The organism is Thalassotalea sp. SU-HH00458 (genome assembly GCF_040362795.1).
GTDB lineage: Bacteria > Pseudomonadota > Gammaproteobacteria > Enterobacterales > Alteromonadaceae > Thalassotalea_H > Thalassotalea_H castellviae.
Window position 1 is genome coordinate 112,989 of sequence record NZ_BAABWW010000004.1, and the last position, 14,976, is coordinate 127,964.

A 14,976-nucleotide genomic window follows, 5' to 3' on the forward strand; every position below is an offset into this window, starting at 1 on the left:
CATTTTGTTAGAAATCATTAAGAGTTATTCTTTAAAAACGCCAAGAACTCATCAGCAGGCATAGGTTTAGCGTAAAAGAAACCTTGTACTTCATCGCAAGCTTGAGATTTCAAATGTGCTTCCTGATCTTTATCTTCTATGCCCTCAGCAATGACTTTTAGGTCCATTTGTTTGCCAAGATTAATAATAGTGTCAGCGATAATTGATTGACCTGGTTTTGCAATGTCGATAACAAATGAGCGATCAACTTTTAAGCGATCTAACGGGAGTTTCTGTAAATAGCTTAAAGATGAGTATCCAGTACCAAAATCATCTAAAGCGATACTAATACCTTCAGCTTTTACTTGATTTAATGCATCAATAACAATCTGAGGTTCATCCATCAAAATGTTTTCTGTAATTTCAAGTTCTAACTTACTTGGATTGACTTGATAATGCTTTATTGCATCAATAATACTGCTTACAAAATTTTCACGTTTAAATTGAGGAATTGAAACGTTTACTGAAATACTAACGTCATTATATGATTGTTTTTCTAAACTTTTAATTTGCTTACAAGCTTGTTTAATTACCCAATCACCGATTTCAATAATAAGCCCAGAATATTCCGCTAAAGGAATAAATACGGCAGGAGAAATAAACTGTCCATCGGCAGTTCGCCAGCGTAAAAGTGCTTCGGCGCCAATCACTTTGCCAGAGTTGAGGTTCAATTGTGGTTGATACCAAAGCTCTAAACGGTTTTCTGCAAAATCTGTACGTAACTGACGGATCATGCCTAATCGCCATAACGTTTTATCTTCCATTTCTTGTTTATAATAAACAAAATGTTCTTGATTACTCTTCTTAGCTAAATTTAATGCAATATTGATTTGATTTAACACTTTCACGCCACGTGAGCCTGCATCATCTTTATGGCATAAACCAAAACAAGCATTGATGGGTAAGTATTGCTCACCAGCAGAAAAGGCTTGTTTAAATAAATTATTTAAATTTTCAGGGGTGAGGCAATCAGCAGGTCCAATAATACCAAAAACATCGGCGCCAACTCGTGCAAATTGACAATTCCCCTCCATAGCTTTCATTCGTTCGGTGACAGCTAATAAGAGTTGATTACCTAAGTCTTGCCCTAAACCATCATTAATATCACTAAAATGATTAATATCGATTAAACCAGCAACTAAATCTTGCTCATTACTTTGCGCAAAGTCATCTAGTAAATTAACAAATTCTAATCGATTGGGTAAATCAGTTAACCAATCTTTATAAGCCGCGTCTCTAAGCTTTTGAAATAAATGTACATTTTCATAACCGATTGAAATATTTGTCAGAAATACTTCGATCAATTGCTTATCAATATCATTAACAGGGCTATTTAACTCAATATATATAACCGCTCTAAAACCACCACTTGAGAGATATAAACTAATATTTTCATCAGTAAATAAATGTTGTTTCTGCTGGAAACAGCTCGTGATCTGCTTTTGAGCGAAATTATTATTCAGTGCATCTAATTTCTGTTTTGTTTTATCTGCAGACAAACCTTGATGACCCAAAATATATAAGCTTAAATCATCAGCACCATCAACTATCCCCTGCCCTCTAGCGCAAAATACACTAAACTCACTATCACTTAATAATTGTAGTTGTGATAATACGCCATCTGCGTATTCTTTAACGGAATGTAATTCTAATAAGTCGGCTGCCGCGCCTATGATTTTTTCAAGACCTATGCGGTTTTGCGTGACGGTTTCAATTTGCTGATAAGAGCGAATAGCAGCGTAAACAGTAGTAACTAATTTTCGGCGGGTTAATTCAGTTTTCGTTTTGTAATCATTAATATCATAATCTTTAATGACACTTTCTTCTGGCGCATAGCCCGGCTGACCGGTGCGTAACACAATACGAATATCTTGACGGGATAACGTTTCACGAATGTGTTTAACTACATTTAATCCTGCATCATCAGTTTCCATGACAACATCTAATAAAACTAAGACAATATCATCATGTTGTTCAATTTGTTGACAAGCATCTTTACCTGAGTAGGCATGAATATATTCTAAACGTTGACCTAAAACGACTAGGTCTGACAACGCAAGCTGAGTGACCGAGTGTATTTCGGGATCATCATCAACAATTAATACTTTCCAAGTATTGCTTGTTGAGTTCTCTAGTATTTCATCTTCATCACTATCATCGATAAACAAAAAATCGTCGTTAGTTTCCTCAGAAGCCTGCATATAATCCTCAAGAAATGGCAATTAAACCATTTTAATTTCAGTGACTTTTAACTAGTTTTTTTATTCTTGGTTCCAAGACCCATAGTAACATAATAAAAGTGAGTGACAGAATATTCAACAAATCATTCATAATTAATGATTAATTTTTCAGTGTTTCACACTAACAAGTAAATATTAGGTGAATTATCGATAATTGCCTATAAAAATTTTTAGTGATAGACAAATTAAATAATCAAAGTGATACTAAAATAATAAATGTACTATTGGCGTACCTTAGGACGTTAGAATGAAAGTCAGCAAAACTTCAACCGCTAGCCCAATCACCCTGTCAGTAGAAAATGAAAAGTCAGTGATAACCGCACCTGAAAAGAACACGAAAAGTCAGACTCAAAGTGCTGCTAACCCTTCTACGCAAATGCAACTGATGGGATTAGCTAAACAATTTGTCATTGATGGCGCTTTACTTCCGCTTGAAAAGCAACCTCCAATAGAAGAAAGATCTAAAAAACGAGAGCGCATCACACATTTAAGAAAACAGCAAAACCTCGAACATATTATTCAACGAGCTATTCAATATTGCTCGGATGAAGAAGTCGCCGACCGAGCCGATCAAGATTGGTTTAATAATTTTATTAATTTGGCCGAAGATGTTAGCAATAAAACTATGCAAGATTTATGGGCAAAAATTTTAGCCGGTGAAATATCATCGCCGGGTAGTTTTTCGCTTAAATCGTTACAAGCATTCAAAACAATGAGTATTAACGAAGCTAAATTGCTCGCTAAAGCGTGTGCGATTGCAATAAAAGATCAATCAAATAAAAGTATGCGTATTATTTCAGGCGCTTCTCAAACGCCTGGATTATTTAATTTTTTTAGTAAAGATAGAGAGCACAGAATAAATTTAAGTCCATTTGGTCTTTCATATGCAGAGCTACTCACTTTGGCAGATAATCACCTTATTTTTATTCAAGAAACAGAAACAGCTCCTATTGCTGCTGGTGAGAATATTTCATTTGTCTTCAACGGCATAAATTTATCGCTAAAAGCAAATAAAAATAATAGCTTACTAACTTTTTATAAGTTTACGCCAATCGGTACTGAATTAGCTCAATTGATTGCTGACAATCCAGAGAAAAAATATCTGCACCTTTTAAAACAAGAAACTTCCAGCTTGTTTCAAGTCAATTATTAAACTGCATAAAAAATCCGATGCATATACATCGGATTTTTAATCAAACTCTTCAACTTAAAGTGATGCTAGTTTAATGGTTAACTTTGCTCACGAGCGATTGCACGGTAAGCAATATCCGTTCTAAATTGCACGTCTTCCCAGCTAATCTCATGCAATAATTCATAAGCAGCTTTTTGTGCTTCAGTGACAGTTTGTCCTAATGCCGTGGCACAAAGTACTCGGCCACCTGCCGTAACTACTTCACCCTTGTCATTTGCGGTACCGGCATGGAAGGTTTTTCTATCTGCTTTTACATTAGTGTCTAAACCACTGATCACTTTACCTTTCGCATAACTACCTGGGTATCCGCCAGCCGCTAATACAACACCAACGGCAGGACGAGGATCAAAATCTATCGTCGCTTTGTCTAATTCGCCTTTACAAGCAGATAAACAAAGTTCAACGATATCGGTTTTCAAACGCATCATAATTGGCTGTGTTTCTGGATCACCAAATCGGCAATTATACTCAATCACTTTTGGTGTGCCGTCAGCATCAATCATCAAACCTGCGTATAAAAAGCCGGTATAAGGAGCCTCTTCTTTTGCCATACCTTCAACGGTCGGATATATCACTTCATTCATAATACGTTGATGAATTTCTGTCGTAACAACAGGCGCTGGAGAATAAGCTCCCATACCGCCAGTATTTGGACCTTCATCATTATTGAAAGCACGTTTATGATCTTGGCTAGTGGCCATCGCAAGGACATTTGTTCCGTCAACCATGACAATAAAGCTTGCTTCTTCACCCGCTAAAAATTCTTCGATAACAACACGATGTCCAGCATCACCAAAAGCGTTGCCCGCTAACATATCTTTAATCGCATCTTCAGCTTCTGTTAAGGTCATGGCGACAATTACACCTTTACCTGCCGCTAAACCATCAGCCTTAATTACAATTGGCGCACCTTTTTCGCGCACATATGCTAACGCAGGTTCTATTTCAGTGAAATTTTGGTACCAACCTGTAGGGATATTATTTCTTGCAAGAAAATCTTTAGTGAATGCCTTAGATCCTTCAAGCTGAGCCGCTTTAGCACTAGGACCAAAAATAGTTAACCCTTGTGCTTGAAACGCATCAACAACACCATCGACTAGCGGTTGTTCTGGACCAACAATTGTTAAGGTAATGTTTTGAGTTTTAGCAAATTCAACTAAGGCAGGTATGTCACCTACTGATATTGCAACATTCTCTAATTTACTCTCAGTTGCAGTACCCGCATTTCCTGGAGCAACAAACACTTTTTCGACTTGAGAAGATTGTGCAGCTTTCCATGCCAATGCATGTTCACGACCACCACTACCAATTACCAAAACATTCATTTAACTATTTTCCTAAAATTGATGTAAAAAACTGGCCCAACATTTTATTCGCTTTAAAATATTGAGCCATTATTTATGAGTGCTAATTATTAGTTGCACTATTATTTTAAAATGAGTTATTTAGCACTTTTAACAAATTTTAATGTCATACGGTCACTTTCACCGATGGCTAAATACTTTTCTTTATCTTTGTCACCTAACGCAAGACTTGGTGGTAAAGTCCACACACCTTTTTCGTAACTGGCTTTATCTTTCGGATTAGCATTAACTTCACTTGAACCTGCAAGATCAAAACCAGCCGCTTTTGCTTGTGCAATAGTAGTTTTTACAGAAACATAACCACGATTCATATCGTTAGCAGCAACGCCTTCTGGTAAACGGTGCTCAACCACACCTAAGATACCACCAGGTTTTAGCGCCTTAAAAGCATCAATAAAAACTTGTTGAACGCCCTCTTCACCCCAGTTATGTAAATTACGGAAAGTTAATACCATATCTGCTGTTCCAGCAGGCGCTAACTCACTGGCTTTTTTCGGAACAAAATTCGACAATTCCACTTCGCTAAACACATCATTACTAGCCAGTTTCTTTTCTAATCGTTTTCGAGAGTTACTGTAATAATTGTCTTCACCTGTATCTGGGTAGTGCGCGCCAATTAATTTGCCAGTACCTTTCAATGCGGGAGCCAAAATTTCAGTATACCAACCACCACCGGGGGTAATTTCAACCACGGTCATAGTTGGCTGAAAGCCTAAGAATTCTAGAGTTTCTTTAGGGTGACGATATTGATCACGTGCTTTGTTTTCTGCAGAGCGATGCTCACCAGCAATAGCGTGGGCTAATTCATCACTGCCCGCTTGAACATAACTAACTGATGCCATTGATAAACTAACAAGTGATGCGGCGATAAAGGTTTTTATTGTTTTCATGTGATCTTCCATAAATGATTAATGTGAATGTAATACTAAACTATTTATAACAGATTATAAGAACTAGCACAGAATGATATTCATTCACTCACCGAGAAAAATAATGTCTTCACCGCAAACAAAGTATGTACTTTTGTTTATTTAGCTTAACCATCTTTGCTGTATTTCTAATTTATTAGCTGTTTAAGTTAATAGAACTAATTTCAAGGCGGAAGCGCGGAGCCTAGTTTACTAGGTGAGCACTTTCAACAATGAAAGTAGTTCTATTTAACGACAACAGCTGAAAATTAGTGACGGAAGTGACGCATTCCGGTGAACACCATTGCTATGTTATGTTCGTCTGCAGCGGCGATTACTTCGTCATCACGCATTGAACCACCTGGTTGAATCACCGCGGTAATACCTGCTTCAGCAGCAGCATCTAGGCCATCACGGAATGGGAAGAAAGCGTCAGACGCCATTACAGAACCAGCCACTTCTAAGTTTTCATCTGCGGCTTTAATGCCCGCAACTTTAGCAGAATAAACACGGCTCATTTGCCCGGCACCTACACCTATTGTCATGCTATTTTTTACATAAACAATCGCGTTCGATTTCACGTATTTAGCAACTTTCCAACAAAATTGTAAGTCGCGCATTTCATCTTCTGTTGGTTGACGTTTAGTCACCACTTTTAAATCGCTTGCGGCTACTTTTCCTTGGTCTCGATCTTGTACTAATAAACCGCCATTTACGCGTTTATAATCTAATCCCGTTGTTTGCGTAGTCCATTGGCCACACTCAAGTAAACGAACATTCGGCTTAGCTGCAACAATTTGAGCCGCCGCTTCAGAAATGCTTGGAGCAATGATCACTTCAACAAATTGACGTGAAACAATAGCTTCGGCAGTATCGGCGTCTAATTCTCGGTTAAAAGCAATAATGCCACCAAATGCTGAAGTAGGATCAGTTTTAAAGGCTTGCTCATAAGCTGCTAAAATATTATCACCAATAGCAACACCACAAGGGTTGGCATGTTTAACAATAACACAGGCCGCTTCATCAAATTCTTTCACACACTCTAATGCTGCATCGGTGTCAGCGATGTTGTTGTAAGAAAGTGCTTTACCTTGTACTTGTTTCGCCGTAGACACAGATGCTTCTTCAGGATTTGCTTCAACATAAAAAGCCGCATCTTGATGCGAGTTTTCACCGTAGCGTAAATCTTGCGTTTTAATAAACTGACTATTGAAGGTACGAGGGAATTTATTTTTTTCTTCGAAATTTACTTCACTCGCTTCTTCGCCATGTGCCGATAACATTTGACCAAAATAGTTAGCAATCATGCCATCGTATGAAGCCGTGTGCTCATAAGCCGCAATCGCTAAATCAAAACGAGTTTTATAGGTTAATGAGTCGTCATTATCGTTCATTTCAGCAATAACACGATCATAATCAGCAGCATTTACTATGATAGTGACATCTTTATGATTTTTTGCTGCTGCTCGAACCATAGTTGGACCACCAATATCAATGTTTTCAACCGCATCTTCTAAAGAACAGTCTGCTTTTGCTACTGTGTTTGCAAATGGGTATAAATTCACTACAACCATATCAATTGCATCAATGTTATTTTCAGCCATCACACCTTCATCTGTGCCACGACGGGCTAAAATGCCACCATGGATTTTTGGATGTAATGTTTTTACACGACCGTCCATAATTTCTGGATGACCTGTGTGCTCTGAAACTTCCGTCACTTTTATGCCGTTATCTGCTAATAGTTTAGCGGTACCACCGGTTGATAAAATATCAACGCCTTTTTGAGCGAGTTGACGTGCGAAATCTACAATACCAGTTTTGTCAGATACACTTAATAGTGCACGTTTGATTGGGCGTGGAGTATCCATTGCTGTTTTCATTAACCTTTATATAAATGTTGGTCTGGCCTTTGACATATGTCCTTGGCATTTATACCTAAAATGGTATTTCGTCCGTGATGATCTTTGTACAGTTTAGTGAAAGTTTTCTTATACGCTAACATCTTCAACTATCAATAAGTAAAAAAGCACCCTAAGGTGCTTTTTCAATGCAGGCTAACCTGCGAGTTTTTAGTTCATACCGTATTTTTTAAGCTTCTTACGTAAAGTACCACGGTTGATACCTAGTAAATTAGCTGCGCGAGTTTGGTTACCGCGAGTATACTTCATCACTTCTTCAAGCATTGGCGCTTCAATTTCTGAAAGTACAAGGTCATACATATCGTCAACATCATTACCATTTAATTGAGATAAGTAGTTGCTAATAGCAATTTTAGCTTGGCTGCGTAAAGGTGATGCCTCTGCTTGAGTTTGCATGTTACCGGTAACGAATGGAGATGAAATATTTTGTTCAAACATAAAGTTCAGACTCTTTCTTAAATTAAATTATCAAAATATCTAGTTAATGCTTCGAGTTGTTCTTGCTCAGACTCTAAGGCATTAAAAATAGAACGAAACTGTTTTTCTGGGTCAAGCGTTTGCATGTACCAAGAAACGTGCTTACGGGCAAATCTTACACCCATAAAGTCACCATAAAACTTGTGTAATCCATTTACATGCTCAATCATGATTGAGCGTATCTCTTCCAATGAGGGTGGATCTAATAGTTGGCCTGTTTCAAAAAAATGATTAATTTCTCTGAAAATCCATGGACGCCCTTGAGCTCCTCGACCAATCATAATGGCATCAGCCCCTGTGTAATCAAGCACTTGTGATGCTTTTATAGCACTGGTGATATCACCATTGGCTACCACAGGAATTGAAACAGCTTTTTTAATTGCTTTAATGGTGTCGTACTCAGCTTCTCCTTTATAAAAGTCGTTGCGAGTACGACCATGAACAGCTAAGGATTGAATACCATTATGTTCAGCAATTTTTGCTATTTCGATACCATTGCGGGTATTGTCACACCATCCGGTGCGAATCTTTAACGTGACTGGCACAGCTACTTCATTCACAACAGCTTTAATAATCTGTTCGACTAAAATAGGCTCTTTCAATAACGCTGAACCCGCTAATTTTTTATTTACCTTTTTTGCTGGACAACCCATATTGATATCAATGATTTGAGCACCATTATCAACATTAACTTGCGCAGCAAAAGCTAACTCTTGTGGATCAGAACCCGCGATTTGCACAGAACAAATGCCAGCTTCATTTCCATGAATTAAACGTCGTTTAGATTTTTCAGTTTTCCAAACTTTAGGGTTAGCAGACACCATTTCTGATACTGCAAGCCCTGCCCCCATTTGACAACATAATTGTCGAAACGGTTGGTCAGTGATTCCTGCCATGGGTGCGAGCATTGTATTACTCGCTAAAGAATATGAACCTATCTTCACGCTGTTGTTTTTTTGAGCTACCTTTCAAAAGGGCGCTAAGTTTACGCGTTTTTTTTCAGATTGCAAAGCATATAAATTGAACAAAAATGACTTTTTTTCATCATTTTAATATTGACATTTTGCAAACCATTGATGTGTGCAGATTTTGTACAAATAGTTAACAAAATCTGCACACGATTTACAAAAAAATTTTGACGGTTTTCGTTTTACTTTCTTCTTCCTGACAGTCTCACCCATTCTTCTTGAACCGCAACAGGATCCATTTCACACCATTGACCATAAATTTGTTGTAATTCTTGAGCCTGTTCTTCTAAAACACCTGAAAGTGCCAACAGTCCTTTATCACCTACAAATTCAATAATTGTTGGGGCTAATTCACGCAACGGCCCCGCTAAAATATTGGCGACAACAACATCTGCTTTAAAATGAGGCTGATCTTCAGGCAAATATAATTCCAGTCTATCTTCAACGTTATTTCGTTTAGCATTTTCTCGACTGGCTTGCAGCGCTTGTGGGTCAATATCAATACCAACCACTTTTTTAGCGCCAAGTTTCAATGCCGCTAAGGATAAAATGCCTGAACCACAACCAAAATCGACGACGGTTTTATCCGTAAGATCAAGGCCATCTAACCATGTTAAACATAAGGCGGTGGTTGGATGCGTACCCGTTCCAAAAGCTAAACCAGGATCTAACATCACATTAATGGCATCAGGCTCAGGCACATCACGCCAACTAGGACAAATCCATAAGCGTTGACCAAATTTCATCGGATGAAAATTATCCATCCATTCACGTTCCCAGTCTTTATCTTCTAACTGCTCAAGTTTATAACGCATGGCTTGTTTGTCAGGATGAATGCTTTGAAGGTAAGCAATGGCTTTATCCATGTCACTACTGGCATCATATAACCCCATTACCACTGTATTTGACCAATAAACGACTTCGTCGCCAGGTAACGGTTCATAAATAGGGGTGTCTTTGGCATCAATAAAAGTGACTGCTTGAGCACCACATGCCATTAACCAATCACTATATTTCTCAGCGGTTTCTTCATCTGCACTTAATCGAAGCTGTATCCAAGGCATTTTTTTACTCTACTCATTAATATTAGCGACAGTTTATCACTTATCGTTATAAAAATTGATTGCTATTTGGCTTATCGCGAGACAATATAAAAGGATTAAATAATGGAGTGAAGGAAAACAATATTGTGTTATTACGTATATTAACAATTATTGTATTGTTAACTATTACTTCCTCTGCTTTCGGCATTTACGCCAATCAAAGAGTTCAGTTTGTTACTGAAGATCTCCCGCCACTTCAAATTGATGGCGGAAAGCAACCGCCAACGGGCGCGCTAATTGAGCTTGTAAAGTTAATCATTGCAGATTCAGGTATCGATGCAAAAATCTCTATTTATCCTTGGGCTAGAAGTTATGAACAGGCGACTAAAAAACCCAATACCTTTATTTTTTCCATGCTTAGAAGTGATGAACGGGAAGAAAAGTTCATCTGGATCGGAAAATTATTTACCATAAAATCGTATTTCGCTGCGTTAAAGGCCAATTCAAATATTCAAGTCAGCAGTATAGAACAAGCCAAACAATATGTTGTTGGAGCAATTAGACACGATTTAGCAGAAAATTACCTTTTAAATAAAGGCTTTACTCATAAAAAAAACCTTTATGTCAGTAATAAATATCCGGCCCTTTGGAGCCAGCTTTATACTGGTAAAACAGATTTAGTATTTACCAACAGTATTATCTGGCGACATGAAATACTGGGAGCCTCTTTTGACCCTGCTAAAGTGGCACTCGTATACGAAATTAATGATTTCGCTTCAGATCTTTATTTAGCCGCTCATTTAGCTACCGACAAAACAGTTATTAATAAAGTAAAAGCCAGTTTTGATGCGATAAAAGCTGATGGTCGTTATCATCAAATAATGACAAAATGGCAGTTAAATTCTCCACAATCATGATGAGGCTTTAATTAAGCTATTTTCGACCCAAACTTAAACTATTTAAAAGTTCACCCCATAGTATGAATTATTTTCCTGTATTTTTAACGTCAGATAAAATCGAAGCAATTATCATTGGTGGAGGAGATGTCGCTGCACGTAAAATAGAATTACTGTTAAAGACTACTTCAAATATCACCATTATGAGTGAACAACTTAGCCCAAGTGTTGACCGTTTAATTAAGACAAATGATCTGCAATGGCTAAACCACAACTATCAACAAGGTTTGCTATCTCGCTTTAATTTAGTGATTGCCGCAACGGATAATACCTCAATTAATCAAGCGATATCTCAAGAAGCCAGTAACCTTAAAATACTTGTCAATGTAGTTGATCAGCCAGAGCTTTGTAGTTATATAACGCCAGCGATAATTGATCGTTCGCCAATCATCATTGCCATGTCGAGCTCAGGAAGTGCGCCAATTTTATTAAGAATGCTACGCGAACAAATAGAAAAAACATTACCGGCTGGCTACGGCAAACTTGCTGATTTTTCCTTGAAATTCAGAGACCACGTAAAAGCGAGAATCAAAGGTATACGAAATCGTCGTTCGTTTTGGGAAGTGACATTACGTGGTGCAATTGGCAATGCCATATTACAAGGTAACGAACAGCAAGCAGAGCAACAGCTTATTCTAAGTTTGAATGAAGAAGTGCCACCGCCACAGGGGGAAATAACCTTTATTCATACCTTAGATGGTGATCCTGATAAACTTACTTTAGCGGCTCATCGAGAAATGCAATTTGCGGATGCCGTTTTTTATGATGAAAAAGTCAATGTCGATTTAATTGAATACATCCGACGAGATGCCGACAAATTTCCACAAAGTGTTCCTTCGACCATGTTGATAAATTATCAACATGCGATAGAGCTTGCGGAGTCAGGCAATAAAGTTATCTATCTTTTAGCAGAACATCATGTCTTACCCCATAATTCTGCCCTAGCGTTAAGTAAAATCAGTACAAAAGAATTAGTCAGTGGCATATAAATAACCCGCTGAAACCAAAAGACCATCGCAAAGATAATTCGATGGTCTTTTTTGCTGGTTTCAAATTAACAACTCATTTCGCAAAGCGAACCTTTGTTAATCAAGCTGATAGTTTTTCTTTAGCTCTGCCACTCGTTTCATTGAGTTTGGCTCTTTAAAGGTTTTTTGGTTTATTTTTCTTTGCGCAAGCACTTTATTATTACTTAACAATAACGCTTCAACATAATTTAAATAAATTTCTTCATTATCCCCATTTTCGGAAACGGCTTTCGTTAAATATTTCACCGCAGGCTCATATTCTTTTTTCGCTAAATGAATACGGCCAACCGTGTCTAACACATCAGCCATATTAGGCTTTAATGCGAGTGCTTTTTCCGCGTGTTGTTGCGCTTTGTCTAACTGATTAGCTTCTAAATAAAAATAAGCTAAATTATTCAAAGCAATAAAATTATCATCGGTGATCGAGAGCACCCGTTCATAACTTTTGATAGCCGCGGCAGTATCTTTAGCAATTTGTAATTGTGCTAAATGCATTAAACTTGCAACATCATTGGTATTGTTTTCAACATGTTGTTGTAAAAAGTTATACCCTTGCTCTTTTTGTCCTGAATTAACTAAACAAAAATAAACTAAATTAACATTGCGAGGAGTTGGTTGAGCTTTATAGGCTGCGTTTAAGTTCTCCAATGCTTGACTATATTGCTTTTGATTTAGTTGTAATTGCCCAAGCAACCCTTTGGTAAATGGTAGTGCTTTCGCTGGTTCCGGAATTAACGCTAATTGGGCATTTGCTGAAGTAAAATCTCCCGAAATTAGCAAGAAATGTATATTGAGTAAGGCTATTTCAGTATCATTTGGAAAATTTTCAACATATTGAGTACTCAAACTTAACGCTTGTTCATATTTACGTTGGTTATCTAACAATAATAAATTACTCAAAATCGCATCACGATCAGAAGGCGCTTTTTCTAGCCAAGCTTGATAGTGATTTTGAACTTTTTTAAAGTCTTTCAACTTAAAGTAGGCTTGACCTAACGTTTGCCAATATATTTTAGGCGCATTTTTTTCATCAAAATCACGTAATAAATCAACGGTCTTTTCAGCCATATTTTCTTGTAAATACACTTTCGCGAGCAACAATTGCACAGCTTTATTCTCAGGAAATTCACGGTTTTGTTGCTCAATAATATTGACCGCTTTACTAGAATCGCCTTGATCAGATTCATACTGATACAGCTTCACTAAAGCAGAAACATTTGACGGCTCTGACGCCAAAACAGTATCTAGTTCACGTTTCGCCGTTGAAAAGTCTTTTTCTCGGGCAGCTAAATCAACCAAAGCGAGCCTGGCACCAGCATGTTTTGGGTTGAATGATAATATTTGCTGATATTCAGCTTTAGCAAGATCAAACTTTTCTTGTTTAAAATAAACACTCGCCGCTAATAAATACGCTTGCTCATCTTGTTTATCGGCAGATTTCCAGCGTTTAGCCAATGTCATTGCTTTATCAAACTGTTGAGTAGTTAAATAGGCGGTTGCTAAAGTATTACGAGTGATTTCTTGGTCTGGTTTTTTATCTAAAGCAGTTTCTAAATTCGTGATCCCTTCCACATCATTTAATGAAAGCTTCAATAACCCTAAACGAGTCAGGTCTTCAGCTGTTTCTGCCCCTAACTCAGTTGATTTGCTCAGAATATTTCTCGCTTGTTTCACTTCACCACTATTTACCAGTGCAAGACCAACACTCGAGACTAACGAGTTATCTTTCTCTGATAACTCTTCTAGAGAGTTAACGGTTTCGCCTGCTTCTTTAGTAAAGCCTAAGTGCAATTGACTGACGGCTAATAACCTTAATGCTTCATGATTAGGGGGTAATTCTTCAGCAATAATTGATAAATGTTGATGAGTGATTTCATAATTTTTTAAACGATAGGCACTATAGGCTGCTAATAACCTTAAAGCGGGGTCCGATGGCATTTTGCTAATTGCTTTTTCTGTATGAAATAATGCTTTTTCATTATCCTTTTCGTTAAATCTTGCGATACCTTTTAATTGATTTAACAAACCGTTATCTTCATTAATTGCTAGCAATTTATCTATTATTGGTTCCGCTTCTTTCGTACGATTCAATTCCACTAACAAGCGAGCATTAATAAACGCTATTTCTAAATCATTAGGGTAATACGTTAAATAAGAGCCATATGTGTCAGCAGCTAATGATTGTTCACCATTTTTCAACGCAATTAATGCCAGTAACTTCAGGGCATCAGCTTGCTTTGGTTCATTCTCGATAATAGTTTCTAATTGCATTTTTGCAGCATCAATTTTCTCATCAATCAATAATGAGTAAACTAAGGCTAACGTTTTAAAAACCGAGTCTGTATCAGTTTTTTGCACTTCATCAATAAGCGCTTGAGCTTTCTCTGATTGGTCTAAGCGAAACATCGCCTGGATTTTATAAAAAGCAATCTCTGCTTGCTCCTCTGGTGTCAGACCATTTTCTTGATGTGAAAGTCCAATTAAAGCGACATCAGAACGTGTTTTTTGGTAAGCTTGCGACAATAAGGGAAGTACTTCGTTTACAGGATAGTTTAATTCCAACGCTTTATTTAATTCTTTTTCCGCGCTTTGATAATCTAGATTTTTTAGATGCATCTTACCCAGTAAAAATCTTGCTTCTGCTAATGTTGGTGAAGCTTTAACGGCATTTTTTAGCTCAATAACCGCTGCTTTATAATCTTCAGATGCGATACTCTTTTTCGCCGCAACCATGTGATCTTCACTTGATTGTTTGCTACAGGAAAATAGCAAGCCAACGATTATTATATAAATTAAATGTTTCATAAGTTCCTTTTTTCATCGCTAAATTTAAATAAGC

Annotated in this window: 11 protein-coding genes; 3 read left to right on the forward strand and 8 right to left on the reverse strand. The window is 37.4% G+C overall.

The window, feature by feature from the left end:
- Positions 1 to 17: 17 nt before the first annotated feature.
- Positions 18 to 2,240 (reverse strand): bifunctional diguanylate cyclase/phosphodiesterase, encoded by a 2,223-nt coding sequence (locus tag ABXH06_RS07520; protein ID WP_353517818.1) that lies wholly within the window; start codon positions 2,238 to 2,240, stop codon positions 18 to 20.
- A 286-nt stretch (positions 2,241 to 2,526) separates the two neighbouring features.
- On the opposite strand from ABXH06_RS07520, the gene ABXH06_RS07525 reads away from it, so the two are divergent.
- On the forward strand, positions 2,527 to 3,432 hold the full coding sequence (locus tag ABXH06_RS07525; protein ID WP_311584081.1) for a TIGR03899 family protein: 906 nt from the start codon (positions 2,527 to 2,529) through the stop codon (positions 3,430 to 3,432).
- A gap of 77 nt (positions 3,433 to 3,509) precedes the next feature.
- Here ABXH06_RS07525 and purD read toward each other — a convergent pair whose 3' ends face one another.
- From purD to prmA, 6 genes are all read right to left on the reverse strand, one after another.
- Positions 3,510 to 4,796, reverse strand: coding sequence for a phosphoribosylamine--glycine ligase (gene purD, locus ABXH06_RS07530; RefSeq protein WP_353517819.1), 1,287 nt, complete (start codon positions 4,794 to 4,796; stop codon positions 3,510 to 3,512).
- A gap of 116 nt (positions 4,797 to 4,912) precedes the next feature.
- Positions 4,913 to 5,725: a class I SAM-dependent methyltransferase gene (locus tag ABXH06_RS07535; protein ID WP_353517820.1), complete on the reverse strand. Its 813-nt coding sequence runs from the start codon at positions 5,723 to 5,725 to the stop codon at positions 4,913 to 4,915.
- A 287-nt stretch (positions 5,726 to 6,012) separates the two neighbouring features.
- Positions 6,013 to 7,614: a bifunctional phosphoribosylaminoimidazolecarboxamide formyltransferase/IMP cyclohydrolase gene (gene purH, locus ABXH06_RS07540; RefSeq protein ID WP_353517821.1), complete on the reverse strand. Its 1,602-nt coding sequence runs from the start codon at positions 7,612 to 7,614 to the stop codon at positions 6,013 to 6,015.
- A gap of 201 nt (positions 7,615 to 7,815) precedes the next feature.
- Positions 7,816 to 8,103, reverse strand: a complete 288-nt coding sequence (fis, locus tag ABXH06_RS07545; RefSeq protein ID WP_303449805.1) for a DNA-binding transcriptional regulator Fis — start codon at positions 8,101 to 8,103, stop codon at positions 7,816 to 7,818.
- Between the two features lie 17 nt (positions 8,104 to 8,120).
- Positions 8,121 to 9,086 carry a tRNA dihydrouridine synthase DusB gene (gene dusB / locus ABXH06_RS07550; RefSeq protein ID WP_311584096.1) on the reverse strand — a complete coding sequence of 322 codons (966 nt, stop codon included), beginning with the start codon at positions 9,084 to 9,086 and terminating at the stop codon, positions 8,121 to 8,123.
- Positions 9,087 to 9,292: 206 nt separating this feature from the next.
- The gene (gene prmA, locus ABXH06_RS07555) at positions 9,293 to 10,174 is read right to left on the reverse strand and encodes a 50S ribosomal protein L11 methyltransferase (RefSeq protein WP_311584099.1); all 882 of its coding nucleotides are present in this window, start codon (positions 10,172 to 10,174) and stop codon (positions 9,293 to 9,295) included.
- Positions 10,175 to 10,299: 125 nt separating this feature from the next.
- Between prmA and ABXH06_RS07560 the strand changes: the two genes are divergently transcribed.
- Together ABXH06_RS07560 and ABXH06_RS07565 are read left to right on the forward strand one after the other, a co-directional pair.
- Positions 10,300 to 11,070 carry a substrate-binding periplasmic protein gene (locus ABXH06_RS07560; protein ID WP_311584101.1) on the forward strand — a complete coding sequence of 257 codons (771 nt, stop codon included), beginning with the start codon at positions 10,300 to 10,302 and terminating at the stop codon, positions 11,068 to 11,070.
- 62 nt (positions 11,071 to 11,132) lie between these two features.
- Positions 11,133 to 12,098 (forward strand): NAD(P)-dependent oxidoreductase, encoded by a 966-nt coding sequence (locus tag ABXH06_RS07565; protein WP_311584104.1) that lies wholly within the window; start codon positions 11,133 to 11,135, stop codon positions 12,096 to 12,098.
- 96 nt (positions 12,099 to 12,194) lie between these two features.
- Here ABXH06_RS07565 and prsT read toward each other — a convergent pair whose 3' ends face one another.
- Complete coding sequence (gene prsT, locus ABXH06_RS07570; RefSeq protein ID WP_353517822.1) at positions 12,195 to 14,942, reverse strand: XrtA/PEP-CTERM system TPR-repeat protein PrsT; 2,748 nt, start codon at positions 14,940 to 14,942, stop codon at positions 12,195 to 12,197.
- Positions 14,943 to 14,976: the final 34 nt, after the last annotated feature.

Bases quoted from the DNA above. Each gene is read 5' to 3' on its own strand.
- ABXH06_RS07520 (WP_353517818.1), bottom strand. From the start codon at position 2,240: ATGCAGGCTTCTGAGGAAACTAACGACGATTTTTTGTTTATCGATGAT.
- ABXH06_RS07525 (WP_311584081.1), top strand. From the start codon at position 2,527: ATGAAAGTCAGCAAAACTTCAACCGCTAGCCCAATCACCCTGTCAGTA.
- purD (WP_353517819.1), bottom strand. From the start codon at position 4,796: ATGAATGTTTTGGTAATTGGTAGTGGTGGTCGTGAACATGCATTGGCA.
- ABXH06_RS07535 (WP_353517820.1), bottom strand. From the start codon at position 5,725: ATGAAAACAATAAAAACCTTTATCGCCGCATCACTTGTTAGTTTATCA.
- purH (WP_353517821.1), bottom strand. From the start codon at position 7,614: ATGGATACTCCACGCCCAATCAAACGTGCACTATTAAGTGTATCTGAC.
- fis (WP_303449805.1), bottom strand. From the start codon at position 8,103: ATGTTTGAACAAAATATTTCATCTCCATTCGTTACCGGTAACATGCAA.
- prmA (WP_311584099.1), bottom strand. From the start codon at position 10,174: ATGCCTTGGATACAGCTTCGATTAAGTGCAGATGAAGAAACCGCTGAG.
- ABXH06_RS07565 (WP_311584104.1), top strand. From the start codon at position 11,133: ATGAATTATTTTCCTGTATTTTTAACGTCAGATAAAATCGAAGCAATT.
- prsT (WP_353517822.1), bottom strand. From the start codon at position 14,942: ATGAAACATTTAATTTATATAATAATCGTTGGCTTGCTATTTTCCTGT.